Genomic DNA, 19,745 nt, shown 5'->3' on the forward strand with positions numbered 1-19,745 from the left:
CCTCCCCCTGACTTCGCTGTTTGTCGGGGCGAGGGCCGGCGGCGGTCGCGGGCGGGGCCGGTCAGCCCCGCGGGCCGGGCAGCGCCACCGTGCGCAGCACGGCGGTCACGTACGCGTGGAACGCCGGGTCGTCGAGCAGGAAGTGGCCGCCGGGCAGCCACTCGACGGCGACCTCGCCCGCCCCGTGGTCCTCCCAGTTCCGCAGGCCCGCGTCGGTCACCATCGGGTCGTCCACGCCCGCGCACACCCACAGCGGGCACGCCAGCGGCGGTCCGGGCAGCGGGGTGTACGTCTCCGAGATGGTGAAGTCGGCGCGCAGCACCGGCAGGAACAGCTCGACCAGCTCGGGGTGGTCGAAGAGCTGCGGCGGGGTGCCGCCGAGCCGCCGGACGGCGTCCAGGAACGCCGGGGCGGCCAGCGTGTGCAGGTCGGGCAGGGTGCTGCGGGCGGTGGGGCCGTTGCGTCCGACCACGACGACCGCGGCCGGGGACCGGCCCAGGGCGCTGAAGTACCGCCCGAGTTCGTAGGCGAAGGCGGCGCCCATGCTGTGGCCGAGGAGCACGTACCGCCCGGTGGTCAGCGGGGCGGTGAGGCGGACCAGGTCGTCCAGTACGGACCCGAAGTCCGAGCGCAGCGGCTCGGCCATCCGGGTGCCGTGACCGGGCAGTTCGAGGAGCGTCGTGCCGGTCGTCTCCGGCAGGGCGGCCTGGAGCGCCGTGAAGGCCCGTGCGGCCCCTCCGGCGTGCGGCAGGCACAGCAGGGCGGGTCCGCCCCCGCCGGCCTGGCCCGCCACGGAGGCGGAGACGGTACCGGCCGGCCCGGGAACGTTCAGCTGCATGACGGGATCTCCTTGGTGTGGGGCGCCTGAGGTACGGGTGACGGTGCTCGCGCTGGTGGTGGTACCGGTGCTGGTGCCGGCCGGGCCCGGACCACGCGGGATCGCCCGGACGGCTCGGGTGACCCGGGCGACCCGGACGGTTCGGGTCGTCGCGCCCGCCCGTACCGTCCGGGCTCCCCGGGCTGTTCGCACGGCGGGGGTGTCCCGGATGTCCTGGGCGGCTCGGTTCCGTGCGGGGCCGCGAGCGCTTCGGCCGCGGGGTCCCCGGCCCTGCCGGTCTCCCCCGGCAGCCGCAGCCGCAGCAGCCGTACGGTGTCGCCGCCGCCCGCGACCGCGACCGCCGCCCGGTACGGCGTACCCACGTCGAGCAGGTGCAGGCGCCAGGTGCGGGCGGGGCTGCCGGGGACGGCGAGGAGGCGTACGGGGCCGGCGCGGCGGGTGCCGGGGACGGCGACCCGGACCGCGCGCAGATCGCCTGCGAGTCCGCTGCCCATCGCCTTCAGGACGGCCTCCTTGCAGGTCCAGTGGGTGAACAGGGCGCTGTGCGGGGCGTCTTCGGGCTCCTCGGGCCAGTGCGCCGCCTCGGTGCCGGTCAGGATCTGGCGGCGCAGGCCCGCCGGGTCCCGGAGCGGCGCCAGGCGCTCGACGTCGACGCCGACGGGGCCGTCGCGGCCCACCGCGACCAGGGACAGGCCCGCGGTGTGCGCCAGGCTGACGCGCAGGCCCGGGTGCCCGGACACGTAGGGCTTGCCGAACGAGCCTCTCAGAAAGGCGACCTCCGTCGGCGGTGTTCCGGTGTACGCGGCCGTCACCAGCCGCAGCGCGGCGTGCGCCGAGGCGTACAGCGCGCGCTGCGAGGGGACCATGTGCTCCCGGCGGCGCCGTTCGTCCGGTGCGAGCAGGGCGGCGCAGCGGCGCAGCGTCTCCGCGTCGGCGGCGCCGGGTTCCGGGACCCGCCACACGTGCACTTCTCCGGCGGGCGGGCCCGGCCGGACCTCAGGCGTCACTCGCGTCATCGCGCCTCCCAAGCCTCGTGCCCCCGTTGGCCGCTGACCTCTTGACGAGAAACTCAACACTAGTAGAGTTCATCGGGAAATGACATCATCAGGTGTTGAAATCAACGGACGTTGAGCCCGTTGCAGCCGGCGGGACACCCGCCTGTCGACGCATCCACAGGAGGTACGGCGTGGCCAGTGACCGCGACGAACTGATCGCCCAGCTCACCGAGTTCATCCAGGAGCGGCTCCTCGCCGAGCCGGACGCCCAGGGCATCGCCCCGGACACCCCGCTGCTCGAGTGGGGGATCCTCACCTCGATCAACACCGCGCAGCTGCTCACCTTCATCCGGGACGAGCTGGGGACCAACATCCCGCCGACCGAACTGACCGGCACCAACTTCCAGAACCTGGACAGCATCACCGACCTGCTGCTGTCCCTCCGCACGCCCGCGCACTGACCAGCCGGCCACGGCGCGCAGTGTCACCCACCGAACCCGCGACAGGAGAGATCACGTTGTCCGAGACACCGGCGAACTACGACTACGACATCGGCATCATCGGCGGAGGTCCGGCCGGGTCCACCGCCGCCTCCTACCTCGCCAAGGAGGGGCTGTCCGTCGTGGTCTTCGAATCGGAGACCTTTCCGCGCGAGCACGTCGGCGAGTCACTGGTGCCGGCCACCACCCCGGTGCTCATCGAGACCGGCGCCATGGAGAAGGTCGAGGCCGCGGGCTTCCCCAAGAAGTACGGCGCCGCCTGGACCTCCGCCGAGGACCGGGACATCGACCACATGGGCTTCACCGGCCTGGACCACGACTTCCGCGCCGCCGAGGTGCTGTTCAGCGAGCGCGACCAGGCCGGGGTCGACCGGGACCACACCTTCCACGTGGACCGGAGCAAGTTCGACCAGATCCTGCTCCAGCACGCGGAGAGCCTGGGCGCGAAGGTGTACCACGGCGTCCGCGTCAACCGCGTCGACTTCACCGACCGGGACCGCCCGGTCATCCAGGCCAAGGTCGGCAACCAGCCGGTCGGCGTGCCCGTCCGGATGGTCATCGACGCCAGCGGCCGGCGCACCATGATGGGCAGCCAGCTCAAGGTCAAGCAGCCCGACCCGGTCTTCAACCAGTACGCGGTGCACACCTGGTTCGACGACTTCGACCGCAAGGCGCTCGCGGTCAACAAGGACCAGGCGGACTACATCTTCATCCACTTCCTCCCGCTGGAGGACACCTGGGTCTGGCAGATCCCGATCACCGACACCATCACGTCCATCGGTGTGGTGACGCAGAAGACCCGGTTCAAGGAGGCCAAGAACGACCTGGAGACCTTCTTCTGGGAGACGATCGGCAGCCGTCCGGCGCTCCAGGACGCGCTGAAGAACGCCAAGCGGGTCAAGGACTTCAAGGCCGAGGGCGACTACAGCTACGCGCTCACCAAGATCGCCGACGACTCCCTGGTGATGATCGGCGACGCGGCCCGGTTCGTCGACCCGATCTTCTCCAGCGGCGTCAGCGTCGCGCTCAACAGCGCCCGGCTCGCCACCAAGGACATCATCGCCGCCCACAGGGCCGGTGACTTCCGCAAGGAGCGCTTCGACGGGTACGTGAACACGCTCCGGGGCGCGGTCAACAACTGGTACGAGTTCATCTCGATCTACTACCGGCTGAACATCCTCTTCACCGCCTTCGTCCAGGACCCGCGCTACCGCCTGGACGTGCTGAAGATGCTCCAGGGCGACGTCTACGACGGGGAGCCCAAGGCGCTCGCGGCGATGCGGGAGATCGTCGAGGCCGTCGAGGCCGACCCGAACCACCTCTGGCACAAGTACCTGGGGACCCTCAAGGCCCCCTCCGCCGCGCCCAAGTTCTAGGGCGTGTTGCGAAAGTCCCGCCTGACGCCGCGCGGCCCGCCCTTCGGGCGAACGACGCGACTTTCGCAACACGCCCTAGGGGCCGCACACCCCGTCGGGCCGCACACCCGCCGGGTCCGGCCGGCCGGTACGGCCCGGGTGGCGCGGACGCCCCTCCCGCCACCCGGACCCCGGCCGCCTCGGCACCACTCGACCGTCACGTCTGGCGACCTGCCACACCTTCGAAGGGGGATCCATGCCCGCCCGCAACGGAATCACCACCGATCCGGCCATAGCCCTCGTCGGCATCGGGTGCCGTTACCCGGGCGGGGTGACCGGTCCCGACTCCTTCTGGCGCGTCCTGCGCGACGGCGTCGACGTCATCGGGGAGATCCCCCCGGAGCGCTGGGGCCCCGAGTACATCAGCGAGGACGGCTCCGCCCCGGGCACCGGCTACTGCCGGTGGGCCGGCGTACTGCCCGGACTCGACGAGTTCGACGCCGACTTCTTCGGCATCTCCTTCCGCGAGGCCCGCGAGATGGACCCGCAGCAGCGGCTCCTGCTCGAGGTCTCCTGGGAGGCGCTGGAGCACGCCGGGCTCACCAAGCCGGGGCTCGCGGGCTCCCGCACCGGTGTGTTCTTCGGCATGCTCGGCATGGACTACACCCTGCTGCACTCCAAGACGCGCGGGGTGAAGCACATCGACCCGTACTACGCGAGCGGCAAGGAGTTCAGCTTCGCGCCCGGCCGGCTCGCCTACACCCTGGGCCTGCACGGCCCCGCCCTGTCCGTGAACACCGCCTGCTCCTCCTCCCTGGTCGCGGTGCACCTGGCCTGCCGCAGCCTGGCCAACGGCGAGGCCGACACGGCGATCGCGGGCGGCGTCAACGTCCTGGCCGCCCCCGAGCTGTCCGTCTTCATGAGCAAGGTGCAGGCCCTGTCCCCCACCGGCCGCTGCAAGCCGTTCGCCGCCGACGCCGACGGCATCGTGCGCGGCGAGGGCTGCGGTGTCGTCGTACTGAAGCGGCTCGACGACGCGGTGGCCGACGGGGACCGGGTGCTCGCCGTCGTCCGGGGCAGCGCCTTCAACCACGACGGCCGCAGCGCGGGCCTGACCGTGCCCAACGCCTCGGCCCAGGAAGCGCTGCTCCGCGAGGCCCTGACCCGGGCCGGCGCCGCGCCCGGCGAGGTCGCCTACGTCGAGACGCACGGCACCGGCACCCCGCTCGGCGACCCCATCGAGGCGTACGCGCTGTCGCAGGTGTTCGGGCCCGGCCGCGAGCCCGGACGCAAGCTGCACATCGGCTCGCACAAGGCGAACTTCGGGCACACGGACGCCGCCGCCGGTGTCGCCGCCCTGATCAAGACCGTACTGACGGCCCGGCACCGGCTGGTGCCGCCGCAGCTGCACCTGTCCTCGCCCAACCCCGTGATCCCCTGGGCCGACGGGCCGCTGAGCATCTCGGCCGGGGCCGTCCCGCTCGACGCGACCGACGACACCCTGCTCGGCGTCAGCGCCTTCGGGCTGAGCGGCACCAACGCGCACGTCCTGGTCTCCGCACCGGCCGAGACCGCACCCGAGGAGAGCGCCGACGACACGGACGGTCCGCGCGTGCTGCTGCTGTCCGGCTCCACCCAGGCCGCGCTGCGCGAGCGCGCCCGGGACCTGGCCGGCGCCCTCGACGGCGAACCGCCGCTCGGCGACGTCCTGCACACCGCCGCCGTACGGCGCACCCACCACGAGGCGCGGGCCACCGTGATCGGCGCCGACGCCGGCGAACTGCGCGCCTCGCTCCAGGAACTCGCCGCGGGCGAGCCCGACGAGCGCACCCTCACCGGCACCGCCGAACCGCGCCGCCGGCACCGTACCGTCTTCGTCTTCTCCGGGCAGGGCTCGCAGTGGCGCGGCATGGGCCTGGACCTGTGGGCGCGCGAACCCGTCGCGGCGGCCCACTTCGAGCGCAGCGACGCGGTGCTGCGCGCAGCCGGGCTGCCGGGCCTGCGGGAGCTGTTCGAGGGCGACCTCGCCGCCACCGAGCTGGCCCAACCAGCCGTAGTGGCCTTGCAGTTGGCGCTCGCGGAGGTCTGGCGCGCGCGGGGCGTGGAACCGACCGACGTGGTCGGCCACAGCCTCGGCGAGATCTCCGCGGCGTGCTTCACCGGCGCCCTCGACCTGCGCACCGCCCTGGACCTCGCGGTCCGGCGGGGGCGCGTCATGAGCGCCGCCGCGGGCACCGGGCGGATGCTCGCGGTGGCGCTCGCCGAGGAGGAGGCCACCCTGGCCGCCGCCGGTACCGGGCGCGCCGTCACCGTCGCCACGGTCAACGGGCCGAACGCCACCGTGCTCGCCGGGTCCGAGGAGGACCTGACGGCGATCGCCTCCCTGCTGCGCGAGCGGTCCGTCACCGCGCGGTTCGTGCCCGGCGACTACGCCTTCCACAGCCCCGCCATGGCGCCCTTCGCCGAGCGGCTGCGCGCCGAGCTCGCCGGCCTTCCCTCCGTGCCGACGCCCGGGGCCTTCGTCTCCACCGTCCGCCCCGACGACCCGCCCGCCGTGCTCGACGCCGACTACTGGGCCGCCAACGTGCTGCGCCCGGTCCGCTTCTGGCCCGCCGTGCGCAACCTTCTCCAGGACCGGGGCGCCGACTTCGTCGAGCTGGGCCCGCATCCCACGCTCGTCCGTCCGCTGGCCGACGCCCTGACCTCGCTGCGCCGCCAGGGCGTCGCGGTCGGCTCGCTGCGCCGGGACGCCGACGGGCCCGCCGCCCTGCTCGGCTCGCTCGCCGCCCTGCACTGCGCGGGCGCCGGCGTGGCCTGGGACCGGCTGCTCCCGGGCCGCCTCACGGATCTGCCCCGCCACCCGTGGCAGCACGAGTCGTTCTGGCTGCCCGACGTGACCCCGGGCACGCAGTACGCGCCGGGCGCGGTGCCCGGCGACCCGGCCGCGCCCGCCCGGCTCGCCGTCCAGCTCATCGACCCGGAGGGCCGGCCGCTCGGGCCCGCCCGGCAGGTCGATCTGACCGGCGAGGCCGGCGAAGCCCTCGTACCGGCGGAGCCGTCCGGCTCCGCCCCACCGACCCCGGCCGCGGCCCCGACCCCCGACGGGGCCGCCCGGGCGGCCGTCCCGTCCGCCGCCGCACCGCACCGTCCCCCCGCGGGAGCGCCGGCGGACGGGACCGGGACCGCCCCCTCGGCCACCGCCGACACCGGGAGCACCGGCCGGGAACGCCGGACGCTGATGCGTACGACCTCACAGGTCCTGGCGGAGATCCTGGGCCAGGACCCGTCCCGGCGGATCCCGCCCCGGCGCGGCTTCACCGACCTCGGGCTCGACTCGCTGAGCATCGTGGAGTTCGTGGACCGCCTCGGGCTGCGGCTCGGCCTGGACATCCCGCTGTCCACGCCCTTCGAACGCCCCTGCCTGGACGAGCTGGTGGACCATCTGCTGCCGCAGGTCACCGCGCTCACGGCAGCGCAGGCGACACGGGAGGCACCGGCGGCCGTGGCCGCCGGTCCGGCCGCCCCCGTCCCGGACACCGCCCCCGCCGACGACCCCATCGCCGTCGTCGGCATGAGCTGCCGGTTCCCCGGCGGTCCCACCGTGCGGGACTACTGGCGGCTGCTGCTCGACGGGCGCGAGGTCATCCGGGACGTCCCCGCGGACCGCTGGGACGGCAAGGCGTTCCTGTCCGACGGGACGTGGACGCCGGGCACCATGACCTCGCTGCGCGGCGGCTACCTGGACGACGTGCGCGGCTTCGACGCGGCGTTCTTCCGCATCTCGCCCCGGGAGGCCCGCAGCCTCGACCCGCAGCACCGGCTCTTCCTGGAAGTCGCCTACGAGGCGCTGGAGGACGCGGGCGCCACCCGGGACCGGCTGCGCGGCTCGGCCACCGGTGTCTTCGTCGGCATGAACAGCTCCGACCACGCCCAGCACGTCGGCAGCCGGCTCCAGGACGTGGACCTGTACTACGGCACCGGCAACTCCTTCGCGGGCGCGCCGGGGCGGCTCTCCTACTTCCTCGGCCTGACCGGGCCCAGCCTGGCCGTGGACACCGCGTGCTCGTCCTCGCTGACCGCCGTGCACCTGGCGATCCGGAGCCTGCGCAGCGGCGAGAGCGATCTCGCGGTCGCGGGCGGCGTCAACGTGATCCTCAGCCCCGTCATCCCGGTGTCGGTGTCGGCGGGCGGCGCGCTCTCGCCGAGCGGCCACTGCCGGACGTTCGACGAGGCCGCCGACGGCTATCTGCGCGGCGAGGGCTCGGGCGCGGTCGTCCTGAAGCGGCTGTCGAAGGCCGTCGCCGACGGCGACCGCGTCTACGCGGTGCTGCCCGGCAGCGCGGTGAACCAGGACGGCGCGAGCAGCGGTCTGACCGTGCCGAACGGCACGGCGCAGCGCGCCCTGATCGAGCAGGCCCTCGCCGAGGCCGGGCTGTCCGGCCGGGACGTCGGCTACGCCGAGGCGCACGGCACCGGCACCCCGCTCGGCGACCCCGTCGAACTGCGGGCGCTGGCGCAGGCGTTGCGGCCGGGAGGCGCCGACGGCGCGCCGCTGCTCGTCGGTTCGGCCAAGCCCAACATCGGGCACCTGGAGGCGTCGGCCGGCATGGCCGGGCTGATCAAGGCGATCCTGTCGGTGCACCATGGGCGGATCGCCCCGCACATCGGGGTCACCACGGCGCCGACCGGCAAGGTCCCCTGGGACCGGCTCGGTCTGGAGCTCGCCGCGGCGGCGCAGCGGTGGCCCGAGGAGAGCAGGCGCCGGATCGCGGGCGTCAGCTCGTTCGGCTTCACCGGCACCAACGCGCACGTCCTGGTCGCCGAGGCCCCGGCCGCCGCGGAGCCGGCCGCCGAGCCCCCGGCGCGGTTCGCGCTGCCGCTGTCCGCGGCGCACGAGTCGGCGCTGCCCGCCGCGGCGAAGCAGTACCTGGCGCTGCTGGAGCCGGGCGACGCCACCGCGCTCGCGGACCTCGCCCACACCGCGTCCGTGCGCCGCAGCCATCTCGACCACCGGGCGGTCGCGGTCGGCCGGGACGTCGTCGGGGTGCGCTCGGCGCTGCGCGCGCTCGCCAAGGGTGAGGACCACCCCCAAGTGGTGCGCGGCACGGCCGAGTCGGAGCGGTCCTGCGTGTTCGTCTTCTCCGGGTTCGGCTCCCAGTGGGCCGGGATGGGGCGCCGGCTCCTTGAGACGGAGCCGGTGTTCCGGGACGCGGTGGCGGCCTGCGAGGAGGAGATGCGCAAGTGGATCGGCTGGTCGCCGCTGGCGGCGCTGCGCGGCGAGCCGGGCAGCCGCCCGTTCGACGAGGGCATCCCGCAGGAGCTGGTCTTCGCGGTGCAGGTCGGTCTGGTCGAGCTGTGGCGGAGCTGGGGCGTGGTGCCCGGGGCGGTCGTCGGGCACAGCATGGGCGAGGTCGCCGCCGCGTGGGCGGCCGGCGCGCTCACCCTGGCGCAGGCGGCGGAGATCCTGTGCCTGCGCTCGCGGCTCCTGGACACCCTCGTCGGCACCGGCGGCTCGGTCGTCGTCGGCCTGTCCCGCGCGGACCTGGCGCCGTACCTGGTCCTGTACGAGGACAAGCTCGGCGTGGCCACGGTCAACGGGCCGCGCACCACGGTCGTCGCCGGTGACGTCGGCGCGCTGGAGGAGCTGGCCGAGGAGCTGACCGAGGCGAACGTCTTCGTGCGCGGGGTGAAGGTGCCGGTGGCGCCGCACTCGCCGCTGATGGAACCGCTGCGCGAGCGGCTGGTGTCGGGCCTGGCGCATCTGGTGCCGTCGGAGACCCGGGTGCCGTTCTACTCGTCCGTCGAGGGCGCCGAGCTGCCCGGGTCCGCGCTGACGGCCGCGTACTGGGGCCGCAATCTGCGCGACACGGTGCTCTTCCAGGACGCGGTGACGGCCGTGGAGGATCCCGGGGAGCGGGTGTTCGTGGAGGTGTCGCCGCATCCGGTCCTGGTGTCGGGCGCCGAGGAGTCGCTGACGGCGTCCGGGGTCGCGCGGCCGGTGGTGCTGCCCTCGCTGGTGCGCGACGAGGACGAGGTGGCCACGCTGCTCGTCTCGCTGGGCACGCTGCACGCGCAGGGCGTCCCGGTCGACTGGGCGCGGTTCACCGGCGCGGGCCGCACGGTGGTGGATCTGCCCGGCTACCCGTGGCAGCGCAAGGAGCACTGGCTGCCGGACGCGCCCGTCGACCGGTCCGCCGGCCGGGGCACCCTGCTGGGCACGCCGGTACGGCCGACGACCGCGCCGTGGACCGCGCTGCTGCCGGTGATCGTGGACGGCACCCGCAGCCCCTGGCAGACCAGCGGTTCCGGCGCCCGTACGACGGTGTCGGCGGCGGCGCTGCTGGAGGCCGCGCTCGGCAGCGCGGCGGCGACCGGCGCACCGGCGCCCGCCCTGGACGACGTACGGTTCGCCGCCCCGGCGCGGGCCGACGACACGGGCCGGGCGGAGTTGCAGGCCGTGGTGGACACCCGGCAGGGTTCCGTGGTGCTGCGTCCGCTGTCCGGGGACGCGCCGGGCGGGCCCGCGCTGAGCGCGACGACGGACACCTCGGCCGCTGCCGCCGCGGGCCTCGCGGTGATCGGGGAGACGGCCGACGACGAACCCCTCCGGGCCGCGCTGGCCGACCGCTTCCCCGGCCTCGGGGTGCGGTCGGCCGGCAGCGGCCGGGGACACGCCGACGCCACCGTGGTGCTGCCCGACGGCTCGTCCCGGCACCGGCTGCCCGCCGAACTGCTGCGCCTGGCGCTGTGGCTGACCGCCGACGGCACCGACGCTGCCCCCTCCGACACCGACCCCCGACCCGCCGGTATCGCATCGGTGCGGGTCAGGGCGGCGCTCGAGGGCACCGTACGGGTCTGCCGCGGTCCGGTGCGCACGGGTCCCGGCGGCCTGGCGGAGGCCGATGTCGTGGTGCTCGACGGTGCCGGGCGCCGGGTCGCGGAGCTGACCGGGCTGCGCCTGGCCGCGTCCGCGGACGCCCCGCCCGCGGACGCGGGCCGCGACCGGATCGGTGACCTGCTGTACCGGATGGTCTGGAACCCCGCGGGCCGGCGCCCGGCGGGCCGGGACGGTACGGACGTCGCGCCCGCCACCCGCTGGCTGGTGTGCGGCGACACCGACCAGCTCGCGGGCACGGTCGCCGACGGGCTGCGGGCGGCGGGCTGCGAGGTGCGCCGGGTGCGCTCGGCCGGGGCGGGCGGCGGCGGGGGCCTGGTCGTCGACCCCTGCGACCGTCAGGCGTGGGAGACGCTGCTCGCGGTGCACGCCAACGAGGCGACCACCGGTATCTGTGACCTGTGGCCGCTGGAGGACCTGGAGTCCCGGCCCGACGGGCGGCTGGCCACCACCGCGCTGATCACCGCGCTGGCCGGTGCGGAGGGCACCCCGCCGCGGCTGTGGCTGGTCACCCGGCACGCGCTGCTGCCGACCGGTCACGAGGGTTTCCCGGACGGCGACCAGGGCGCGCACGCCGGTCTCGGCCGCACCCTGGCGATGACCAGGCCCGAGGCGTGGGGCGGCCATGTCGACCTGGGCCGGGGCAGCGCCGAGGAGCTGCGCACGCTGGTGACGCGGCTGCTGTGCCCGCCCGGGGACGAGCACGTCCGGATCGAGCACTCCTCGGTGCAGGTCGGTTCGCTGGTCCGGGCGGAGGCTCCCCAGCGGGCCGGGCACCGGCCGCTGCCCGCGGAGCGCTGGCACCTGGTGACCGGGGCGGGCGGCGCGCTGGTGCCGCCCGTGGTGGACTGGCTGGTCGGTGCGGGCGCCCGGCGGATCGTGCTCGCCGACACCGAGCCCGAGCGGGCCGAACGGCTGCCCCTGGACGACCGGATCACCGGCTGGCGGGCCGCGGGCGCCGAGATCCGCACCGTGGCGACGCACGGCTCGCGCGACGAACTGGCTTCGCTGGTCGGCGAGTTGCGGGCGGACGCGGGGATCGCGGGCGTGGTCTGCGCGGCGACCCCGGAGCTGGCGGTGCCGCTGGAGGAGACCACCGAGTCCGCACTGCGCGCGGAGGCCAACCGCGCCGCAACCGCGGAGCTGCTGCACCGGCTGACGGCGAAGGACCCCGTGGGCCTGTTCGTGCTGCTCGGCTCCGTGCCCGGGACCTGGGGCGGCGCGGTGACCGGCGCGGCGGCGCCCGCCGACTGGTCGCTGCGGGCGCTCGCGGCGCGCCGCAGGGCCGGCGGACTGCCGGTGACGCACGTGGAGCTGATGCCGCTGGAGGGCAGCCAGCTCCTCGACGAACGGACGACTTTACTGCTGAAGTCGAGCGGCGTGGCGCCGCTGCGCGAGGCCGACCTGGTCGCCGCCCTGGACCTGCTGGCCCGCGACCACACGGTGCACGCCTGCGTCGCCGACGTGGACTGGGAGCTGTTCGGCAGCGCGCTGGCCGACGCCCCGCACCGCGAGCTGTTCCGTACGGTCCTCGGGGCGGCCAGGAGCGGCGGCGGCACGGACTTCGTGGCCTCGCTCGACGGGCTCGACCCGGAGCAGCGCCGGGACCGGATGCTCGACCGGGTGTGCACCCGGGTCGCCGAGGTGCTCGGTCTGCCGGAGGAAGAACTCCGTGCCGACCAGGGCTTCTTCGAGCTGGGCATGGACTCGGTGATGTCACTGACGCTGCGGCTGCGGCTCTCCCGCGAGTTGCAGACCGAGCTGTCCTCGACGGTCGCCTTCGAGCACCCCACCGCGCTAGCGCTCACCGTGCACCTGCTCCAGCAGCTCGGCCACCCGGCCGCGGACGCCCCGGCCGCCGAGCCCGGCGGTCCGGCGGCCGAGCCCGCGGACACCGGCCGCGAGGACGGCCCCGGCGACCTGGACGACCTGGACGACGACGAACTGCTACGCCAGTTGGAGGCGGAGATCTCCGACTCACGAACGCTTGGGTTTGAGGAGAACCGATGACGAAGAGCCATGCCGAGCAGCCGAGCCAGGACGTCCTCCGCGGCCGGCTCAAGGACTCCCTCGGCACCATCCGCAGCCTGCGCGCCCGGGTCCAGGAGCTCCAGCAGCCACAGCCACTGGCGGTGATCGGTCTCTCCTGCCGGCTCCCGGGCGGTGCGACGCCGGAGGAGTTCTGGCACTCGCTGTCCGAGGGCCGCGACTCGACCGCCCCGTTCCCCGAGGAGCGGCATTCGATCGCCGGTTTCTACAACCCGGACCCCGACCACCCGGGCACCGCCTACACCCTGTCGGGCAACTTCCTCGACGGCCCGGTGGACACCTTCGACCCGACCGTCTTCGGCATCTCGCCCCGCGAGGCGGCGGGCATGGACCCGCAGCAGCGGCTGGTCCTCGAACTGGCCTGGGAGGCGATGGAGAACGCCTGCCTGCCGCCGAGCGAGCTGGAGGGCAGCCGGGTCGGGGTCTTCCTCGGCGCCAGTACCAGTGACTACGTGCGGATGCGCCAGCAGAAGGGCGCGATGGCCGACGTCGACGCCTACCAGCTGATCGGCGAGCCCAGCTTCCTGGCCGGGCGGATCTCGTACACCTTCGGTTTCCAGGGTCCCAGCATGGTGATCGACACGGCGTGCTCGTCGTCGCTGGTGGCGCTGGAGCAGGCGGTGCTGTCGCTGCGCTCGGGCGCCTGCGACATGGCACTGGTCGGCGGCGTGAACCTGATGCTGTCGCCGTACGGGTTCGTGCTGGTCAGCAAGTTGCGGGCGCTGTCGCCCGACGGACGGTGCAAGACGTTCGACTCCTCCGCGGACGGCTACGCGCGCGGTGAGGGCGGCGCGCTGTTCGTGCTGAAGCGGCTGAACGAGGCGGAGGCGGCGGGCGACCGGATCCTGGCCGTGGTGCGCGGGGTGGCGACCGAGCACGACGGGCGCAGCAGCGGCCTGACCGTCCCGAACCCGGCCGCGCAGCAGAACGTGATCAGCTCCGCGCTCAAGGACGCCGGGGTCTCCCCCGCCGACCTCACCTACGTCGAGGCGCACGGTACGGGCACCCAGCTCGGCGACCCGATCGAGCTGAAGGCGCTGAACGCGGTCACCGGCACCGGACGCGCCGCCGACCGGCCGCTCCTGGTCGGCTCGGTGAAGACCAACATCGGGCACCTGGAGCCGGCGGCCGGCGCGGCGGGCCTGCTCAAGGTCGTCCTCGCGCTCCAGCACGAGACCCTGCCCCGGCATCTGCACCTGAACGACCCCAATCCGCAGGTGCCGTGGGACAGCATCAACCTGAAGGTCACCACCGAGACCACGCCCTGGCCCCAGGGCCCGCGCACCGCCGGGGTGAGCAGCTTCGGCGCCAGCGGCACCAACGCGCACACGGTGCTCGCCGAGGCGCCGCGCCCCGCGCCCCGCGAGGGCACCCCGCGCGGGACGGGCCTGCTGACGCTGAGCGCCAACAGCCCCGAGGCGCTGCGCGAGATGGCGGGCGCGTACGAGGCGCACGTGCGGGACGCGGATCCGCGCACCCTGTCGGACATCTGCTACTCGTCGCACGTCGGGCGGGCCCGGATGAAGCACGGGCTGAGCGTGACCGGTGACGGCGCCCAACTGGCCGCGGGACTCGCCGCGTTCGCCGCGGGCGAGCGGGCCGAGCACGTCACCGTGCACGGGCCGACGGGCGCCAAGGCGCGCCGCCTGGGCTGGCTGTTCACCGGCCAGGGCGCGCAGTACGCGGGCATGGCGAGCGGGCTCGCGGCGGCCGAGCCGGTCTTCGCCGAGGCGCTGGACGCGGCGGTCGACGCGCTCGACACGTACCTGGACGAACCGCTGCGTCCGGTCCTGGAGGGCGCGGGCGGCGACGAGCGGGTCAACCGCACCGGGTTCACCCAGCCCGCCCTTTTCGCCGTCGAGTACGCGCTGGCGAAGATGTGGGAGGCGTGGGGGGTGCGGCCGACCGCGCTGATCGGGCATAGCCTCGGCGAGATCACCGCGGCGTGCGTCGCCGGCGTGCACTCGCTGGACGACGCCGCCCGGCTGGTCACGGCCCGCGCCCGGCTGATGGAGGCGCTGCCCGCGGGCGGTGTGATGGAGACCCTGGTCTGCGACGAGGAGACGGTGCGCGCCGCGCTCGCCGAGGCGGGCCCGGTGCCGGACGTGGCCGTCGCCGCCGTGAACGGGCCGACGGACGTGGTGCTGTCCGGACCCGGGGACGAGGTCGGCAGGGTCGTCGGGCTGCTGGCCGCGCGGGGCGTCAAGCACCGCGGGCTCGTCGTCTCGCACGCCTTCCACTCACCGCTGATGGCCCCGATGCTCGACGAGTTCCGCAAGGTCACCGAGACCCTGACGTTCCATCAGCCGAAGTACCCGGTGATCTCCAACGTCACCGGGCGCGAGTGGGGTCCTGAGCAGCTGCGCCCCGAGTACTGGTCGGAGCACGTCCTCGCGCCGGTGCGCTTCTACGCGGGCGTCACCGCGCTGTACGAGACGGGCTGCCGCACCTTCCTCGAACTCGGCCCGGCGCCGGTGCTGCTCGGCCTCGGCGCGCGCTGCCTGCCCGAGGACGGCGTGGGCTGGATCCCGTCGCTGCGCCGCGACCGCGAGGACGCGCACATCGTGGGCCAGGCGCTGGGCGCGCTGCACCACCGGGGCGTGCCGGTCGACTGGACCGCGGTGCACCGGGCCGAGCGCCCGCGCCGCACCGCCCTGCCGAGCTATCCGTGGCAGCGCGAGCGGTACTGGTTCAACGACGAGGCGGCGGGCGGCGGCGCGGAGACACCGGCGGAGGACGCGCCAGGGGCGCTCTTCGAGGGCCATCTGCTGTCCGGCGCGCCCACCTTCTCGCCCCAGTTGGACGAACTGTCCGAGGTGTTCGTGCAGACCGGCCCGGACGGGCGGCGCGCGGTGTCGGCGGGCGGCTTCTGCCACTGGGCGCTGGCCGGCGCCGCGAAGCTGCCCGGGGCACAGCCCCGGCTGGTGGACCGGTTCGTGGTCGGTGAGCCGCTGCTCCTGGACCCCGAGCACCGGCCCGCCCGGATCCGGGTGTACGTGCTGCCGCAGGACGACGAGGGCCGATCGCTGTTCCTGTGCTTCTCCCGGCACGGCGTGGAGTCCGCGGAGAGCGGGAGCTGGCGGCTGCACGCCCGCGGTGTCCTGGTCCGCAGGCCCACCGCGTCGCGGCCCGCGGGCGGCGACCTCGACGCGGTGCGGGCCCGCTGCGTGCCGGTCGACCCGGCCGACATCGCGGTGCCCGGCTGGGCCGAGCCGGTGCTCAACGAGGTCTACCAGGGCGCGGGCGAGGTGCTCGCCGAGGTCAACCGGGCGGCGGAGCAACTGCCGCGCGGCGCCCTGCTCGACCTGACGCTCGGGCTGCTGCGCCAGTCCGAGAAGGCCCCCGAGGGCGGCGGCGCGCCGGTGCCCACGGCGGTGCCTGAGGGCACCCGCCGCTACATCCACGGCTGGCTGGACCCGGCCGAGGAGGACGGCGAGCTCCGCGGCGGTCTGGAGATCCTCGGCTCGGACGGCAGCGTGCTGATCATGATGCGGGACGTCCAGCTCCGCTCGTCGGCGGCGCGGGCGGCCGAGGTGCCGCGCAGCGCCTCCGAGGAGACGGTGTGGGAGCAGGTGTGGCGGCCCGGCGACCCGGCGGCGTTCGGCGAACGCGAGCTGCGCGGGCAGCGGGTGCTGCTGGTCGGCGCGGACCCCGCCGCGGCCGGTACGGACGCCCTCGTCGAGGCCGTCGCCAAGCGGCTGACGCTGCGCGGCGCGGCGGTGACCCGCGTCGGGCCGACGGCGGAGGCGGTACGGCGGGTACTGGACACGGCCCTCGGCGCGGACGCCCCGTACGGGCACCTGGTGCTGTTGAGCGGTCTCGGTCTGCCGGTGTCCGGGTACGGCGCCGAGGCCTCGCAGCGGGCCCGGACGACGGCCGAGCACGTCTTCCTGGCCGCCACCCGCCGGCTCGCCGAGGCGGAGGCCGCCACCCAGGTGTGGGTGGTGACCCGCGGCGCCCAGTGGACCGGTCCCGGACAGCGGGAGGTGTGCCTGCCCGCGGCGCCGCTGTGGGGCCTGGGCAAGGTCGCCGCCCTGGAGCACCCGGAGCTGTGGGGAGGACTGCTGGACCTGGACCCGGCGGGGGCGCCCGACGAGGCGGAGCAGATCGCCGCGCTCCTGTCGGCCAGGACCGTCGAGGACCTGACGGCGCGGCGCGGCGGCACCGTACTGGTGCCCCGGCTGGTCGCCGCGAACCCGGCCGACGGAGAGCAGCGCCCGCTGCCGCCGCTCAGCGACCTCGGCAGCTACCTCGTGACGGGCGGCCTCGGCAGTCTCGGTCTCCTGGTCGGCGAGTGGCTGGCCCGCAACGGCGCGGGCACCGTCGTCCTGGCCGGCCGCTCCGGGCTGCCCGAGCGCTCCGCCTGGGACGCCGCCCGCCACGACGACGCGACCGCCGCCCGGATCGCCGGGGTCCGCCGGATCGAGGCCCAGGGCGCCGACGTACGGGTGGTGGCGCTGGACACGGCCGACGAGGCGGCGCTGCGCGCGCTCACCGACCGACTGGCGCTCGCCGGGCGGCCGTTGCGCGGAGTGGTGCACGCGGCGGGCCTGTCGGAGCCGCAGTTCCTGCGGGAGAGCGACCCGGAGACGTACGACCGGTGCCTGCACGCGAAGGTGGCGGGCACCTGGGCGCTGCACCACGCCACCGCGGACCAGAACCTGGACCTGTTCGTCTCGTTCTCCTCGATCGCCTCGGTCTGGGGCTCGCAGCACCTGGCGGGCTATGCCGCGGCCAACGCCTTCCTGGACTCCTTCGCCCATCACCGGCACACGCTCGGGCTCGCCGCCACGACGGTGAGCTGGGGCCCGTGGGGTGCCAGGTCCGGTCTCGCGGACGACTCGGTGATGGCGTTCCTGCGCTCCATCGGCCTCAAGCAGCTCAACCCCGGGCACGCGCTGGAACTGCTCGGCGAGGCGGTGGCGGACGGTGTCGCGCACCGCACGGTGTGCTCGGCGGACTGGGTGCTGTTCCGGGACCTGATGGAGGCGCGCAGGGAACGCCCGATGCTCAGCACCGTCCGCTCCGCGCCCGCCGCGGGCCCGGCACCGGCCGGTGAACTCGGCCCGCTCACCGCCCGGCTGCTGGGCCTGCCGCGTGCCGAACGGCTCGCCGAGCTCGACGAGTACATCCGTGCGCAGCTCTCGGAGATCCTGCGCCTGGAGCTGGACACCCTCACCGAGGACACCCGGCTCGCGGACATGGGTCTGGACAGCCTGATGGTGATGGAGCTGATCAGCCGCTGCCGGGACGACCTGCGCCTGGAGATCAACAGCCGCGACTTCTTCGCCTGCCCCGGCATCCACTGGGGCTCCTTCCTCCACGACCTGATCGAGGAGAAGCACCCGGCGACCGCCGCGTTCGGCCCCCAGCGGCCGGCGGACCCGGCGTGAGCGCCGAGGTCCGCGATTCCGCCCCGACTCCTGGAGGAACGAGCATCATGCAACCGCTGTCCGCGTCGGGCTCGCCCGACAAGACCGTCCACGACGTCGCCATCCTGGGCGCCGGGATCGCCGGTTCGGTCCTGGCCGCGATCCTGACCCGCAACGGGGTGAAGACGGTCCTGGTCGACGCCGGGGCGCACCCGCGCTTCGCGGTGGGCGAGTCCACCATCCCTTACACCTCGGTGATGCTGCGGATTCTCGCGGCGCGCTACGGCGTGCCGGAGATCGCGCATCTGAGCCACTTCTCCACCATGCGCTCCAAGGTGTCCTCGAACTCCGGGCAGAAGCGGAACTTCGGCTTCGTCTACCACCGCGAGGGCGAGCCGCAGGACCCGAAGGAGATCAACCAGTTCGTGATCCCGGTGGCGCTGTCCACCGAGTCGCACATGTTCCGCCAGGACGTCGACGCCTACATGTTCAACGTGGCGGTGCGCTACGGCGCGGTGCCCCGGCTGAACACCCGGGTGACGGACGTCGAGGTGGACGGCTCCGGGGTCACGCTCGCAGTGGAGAAGGGGCCGGCGATCCGCGCCCGGTACATCGTGGACGCGGGCGGCCACAACTCGCCGCTGGCCCGCAAGTTCGCCCTGCGCGACGAGGTGCCGCAGCAGCGCACCCATTCGCGCACCCTGTTCACGCACATGGTGGGCGTGCGCCCCTTCGACGACTGCCCGGCGGGGCGCCGGCACGACAACCCCAGCCCCTGGCACCAGGGCACCCTGCACCACGTCTTCGACGGCGGCTGGCTGTGGGTCATCCCGTTCGACAACCACCGCGCGGCCACCAACCGGCTGTGCAGCGTGGGCCTGACCCTGGACCCGCGCAGGCACCCGAAGACGGACACGCCTCCGGAGCGCGAGTTCGCCGAGTGGCTGGAGCGGTTCCCGGCCGTCGCCCCGCAGTTCAAGGACGCGAAGGCGGCCCGTCCGTGGGTGTCCACCGGCCGGCTCCAGTACTCCTCGAAGAGAATCGTCGGCGACCGGTTCTGCCTGACCTCGCACGCCGCGGGGTTCGTGGACGCGCTGTACTCGCGCGGGCTGACCAACACCACCGACGTGGTCAACTCGCTGGCCTGGCGGCTGATCGAGGCCGCCAAGGACGACGACTTCTCCGCCGAGCGCTTCGGCCACGTCGAGACGCTACAGCGCGGTCTGGTCCACGCCCACGACGAGGTGGTGGCGTCCTCCTTCACCTCGTTCCGCGACTACGGCATGTGGAACGCCACGTTTCGGATGTGGGCGCTCGGCACGGTGCTCGGCACCCTCAACGCGCAGGACGCCCTCACCCGGTTCCAGCGCACCGGCGACCAGCTCATCTGGCGGGAGCTGGAGGCCCAGCCGCACCCCGGGGCGCTGTTCCCGGCGAGCGTCGGCTTCAACAAGATCACCGACGCGGCCTGGGCCGCCTGCCGGGACGTCGAGGCCGGTCTGATGACCCCGGACCGGGCCACCGGCGAACTCTTCGACCTGCTCCAGGACGACGGCTACGCGCCGCCGCCGTTCGGCCTGCACGACCCGGCCAACCGCTTCTACAACCCCAACCCGGCCCGCATGATCCGCACCATGCACTGGGCCAAGCGCGGCTCCGCGGCCCCGGACACCGGTCCGGTGGTGGCCGGCGCGCTCGGCGGGTTCCTGCGCTCCCGTTTCCGCAAGAGCTCATGACGAAG

The 19,745-nt window shown here is 74.6% G+C and carries 7 protein-coding genes; 5 read left to right on the forward strand and 2 right to left on the reverse strand.

Annotated features, from left to right (window positions below; translation table 11 throughout):
- Positions 1-61: 61 nt before the first annotated feature.
- Together ACFV6E_RS22530 and ACFV6E_RS22535 are read right to left on the reverse strand one after the other, a co-directional pair.
- Positions 62-838, reverse strand: a complete 777-nt coding sequence (locus ACFV6E_RS22530; RefSeq protein WP_385162289.1) for a thioesterase II family protein — start codon at positions 836-838, stop codon at positions 62-64.
- Entirely contained in the window at positions 829-1,854 is a 1,026-nt protein-coding gene (locus ACFV6E_RS22535; protein ID WP_385463981.1) for a 4'-phosphopantetheinyl transferase family protein, read from the reverse strand. The genes ACFV6E_RS22530 and ACFV6E_RS22535 overlap by 10 nt, the downstream gene beginning before the upstream one ends.
- Before the next feature lie 170 nt (positions 1,855-2,024).
- On the opposite strand from ACFV6E_RS22535, the gene ACFV6E_RS22540 reads away from it, so the two are divergent.
- From ACFV6E_RS22540 to ACFV6E_RS22560, 5 genes are all read left to right on the forward strand, one after another.
- A complete protein-coding gene (locus tag ACFV6E_RS22540; RefSeq protein WP_385162292.1) occupies positions 2,025-2,294 on the forward strand; it encodes an acyl carrier protein in 270 nt (89 codons plus the stop codon).
- A gap of 56 nt (positions 2,295-2,350) precedes the next feature.
- The gene (locus ACFV6E_RS22545; protein WP_385162293.1) at positions 2,351-3,709 is read left to right on the forward strand and encodes an NAD(P)/FAD-dependent oxidoreductase; all 1,359 of its coding nucleotides are present in this window, start codon (positions 2,351-2,353) and stop codon (positions 3,707-3,709) included.
- 235 nt (positions 3,710-3,944) lie between these two features.
- On the forward strand, positions 3,945-12,593 hold the full coding sequence (locus tag ACFV6E_RS22550; RefSeq protein WP_385463983.1) for a type I polyketide synthase: 8,649 nt from the start codon (positions 3,945-3,947) through the stop codon (positions 12,591-12,593).
- Positions 12,590-18,025 (forward strand): SDR family NAD(P)-dependent oxidoreductase, encoded by a 5,436-nt coding sequence (locus ACFV6E_RS22555; protein WP_385463986.1) that lies wholly within the window; start codon positions 12,590-12,592, stop codon positions 18,023-18,025. Before ACFV6E_RS22550 ends, ACFV6E_RS22555 begins: the two co-directional genes overlap by 4 nt.
- Before the next feature lie 47 nt (positions 18,026-18,072).
- A complete protein-coding gene (locus ACFV6E_RS22560; RefSeq protein ID WP_385162299.1) occupies positions 18,073-19,740 on the forward strand; it encodes an NAD(P)/FAD-dependent oxidoreductase in 1,668 nt (555 codons plus the stop codon).
- The last annotated feature ends 5 nt before the right edge of the window (positions 19,741-19,745 follow it).

The organism is Streptomyces sp. NPDC059785 (assembly GCF_042732375.1).
Classification (GTDB): domain Bacteria; phylum Actinomycetota; class Actinomycetes; order Streptomycetales; family Streptomycetaceae; genus Streptomyces.